Genomic DNA, 1,872 nt, shown 5'->3' with positions numbered 1-1,872 from the left:
TGCTTCATCACCGGCAGCACGCCGCCCGACATCAATCCCTCGGCCGAAGCGCGGCCAAGCTCGATCACGGCGTTTGGCTCCTTGCCATAGGCGCGCGCGCCGATGACGTCGCTGGCGCCCTCGACCGGAACGTCGAGCACCGGCAGGCAGTCGGCGGTTATGCCCAGGCGGGAGAGATCGAAGGCATGCAGCCGCGCCATCAGCCAGGCCGCGCGGCGGCCGGCTTCCTTGTCCTCGCGCCACAACGCGCCGAGCGCGCCGCCCGCGGGATAGTTCGGCGCCAGCGGCGGACGCAGGCGCTGAACCCGGCCGCCTTCCTGGTCGATGAAGACCGGAGCGCCCGGACGGCCGACGCAGTCACGCATCGCGGCGACAAGGTCGCGGATCTGCCCGGCCTCGCCGATGTTGCGCGCAAACAGGATGAAGCCCCAAGGGCGTTCGTCCCGATAGAAGCGGATTTCGTCTTCGGTGAGGGATTTCCCGGCGCAGCCGAGGATCATGGATTTTGATTCGCTCATGCACGGAAGCTTAAGGCTTTGGTCGAGCAAAGGGAATCACCCCTCGCCGCGGACGATACAAAGCCCGCAACCGTCCACAACGAAAAGCCGGCGCGGCCTTTCGGCGGCGCCGGCTTTGGAAGCTGAAGCAATTCCAGGAAAAGTGTGGAGCGGTTTTCCGTCCGGAATTGCGTCAAAACAAGAGAAATCTATCAGCGAGATACGAAACAGTTGCCGCCGGCAGCCTTGTAGCTGGTGCAAAGGTTGATCGCATCGTTGCGCGACTGCGCTGGGACGCGGACGCGGTAGAAGGTGCCCTTGCCCGCGACCTCGGCCTTGACGATGTTGGCGGTGCGGCCGGAGAGCACGCTGCCATAACGGCGCTGCAGGTCCTGATAGGTCGACTGCGCGCTCTCGACCGTCGGCTGCGAGGCGATCTGCATCGACCACGAGCCGCCGCCGGCCGCCGCCGCCGGATCGATGGAAGCGACCTGGTCCGGCTTGACCTCGCCGACGATATCGACTGGCTGGTCGGACGGACGGGCCGGCGCCACCGGCACCGTTGCCGGGGTGTTGGCCGACTGCGCCTTGGCTTCAGTCTTCTTGGCGGGCTTCGCCGGCTTGACGGTCGCTGCATCAGCCTGGCCCGTATCGGCCTGGCCCGCGTCGGAAGCCACTGTTCCCGTCTGCTGGCCGTCGGAGCCCGGCGCGACATGCTGCGGCGCCGGATCGCTCGGCTCGGCCGCCGCGACCTTCGGCGCAACCGGGGCCGGATCCTCGCGCGGCACCAGCGAGCCGTCAGGCTTGACCATCATGGTCTTCACCTTGCGCGGCGCGACGGCGACGACATCGTTGTTGTTGGCGGTGTTTTCGGCATCCTGCTGCAACACCTGGGCGATGCGGTCTTCCGACTTCGGCGCCGGCGCGGCCGGCTGCACGCTTGCCGATGCGGCAGGCTGGGCGCTTTCGGGCACAGTGGCTTGTTCGACGCCGGGCAACGCCGAGCTTGAATTGTCGGCGGCATCAGCGCCTGCCGCGGCGCCGTTATCGTTGGGCGAAAGATCGACCACGCGGCTCTGCGGCGGCTCCTTCGAGGCCAGGTCCACGGGCTGCTCGGTGGTGTTCACCAGCTTCTGCTGCACCGGTTCGGCGGGCTTGGCGGCGCCGGCGCCCTTGGTCACCGCGTCGTAGACCTTGTTGTCCTGGTTCGGCACAACCGTGCCGCCCGGATTTTCCGGCTTCACCTTGATCGGCGAATTGTCGGCCTTGACGATCACCGGGGCCTCGCTGCCGCCCTTGCCGCCGAAGGAGAAGGCCAGAGCGCCAAGGCCGCCGAGGACCACGACGGCGCCGACGAGCGCGGCCACCATCATGC

General features: G+C 67.7%; 2 protein-coding genes. Both read right to left on the bottom strand.

The features are described from left to right. Window positions 1-518 (bottom strand): glycoside hydrolase family 3 N-terminal domain-containing protein (locus EOD07_RS32960; protein ID WP_164772775.1); only part of this gene is annotated, 518 nt, incomplete at its 3' end. A 191-nt stretch (window positions 519-709) separates the two neighbouring features. After that, a partial coding sequence (locus tag EOD07_RS32955; protein WP_206519630.1) for an SPOR domain-containing protein occupies window positions 710-1,872 on the bottom strand: 1,163 nt, incomplete at its 5' end.

The sequence above is a fragment of the Mesorhizobium sp. M2C.T.Ca.TU.002.02.1.1 genome (genome assembly GCF_003997225.1).
This window is presented reverse-complemented; position numbering and strand designations above follow the sequence as displayed.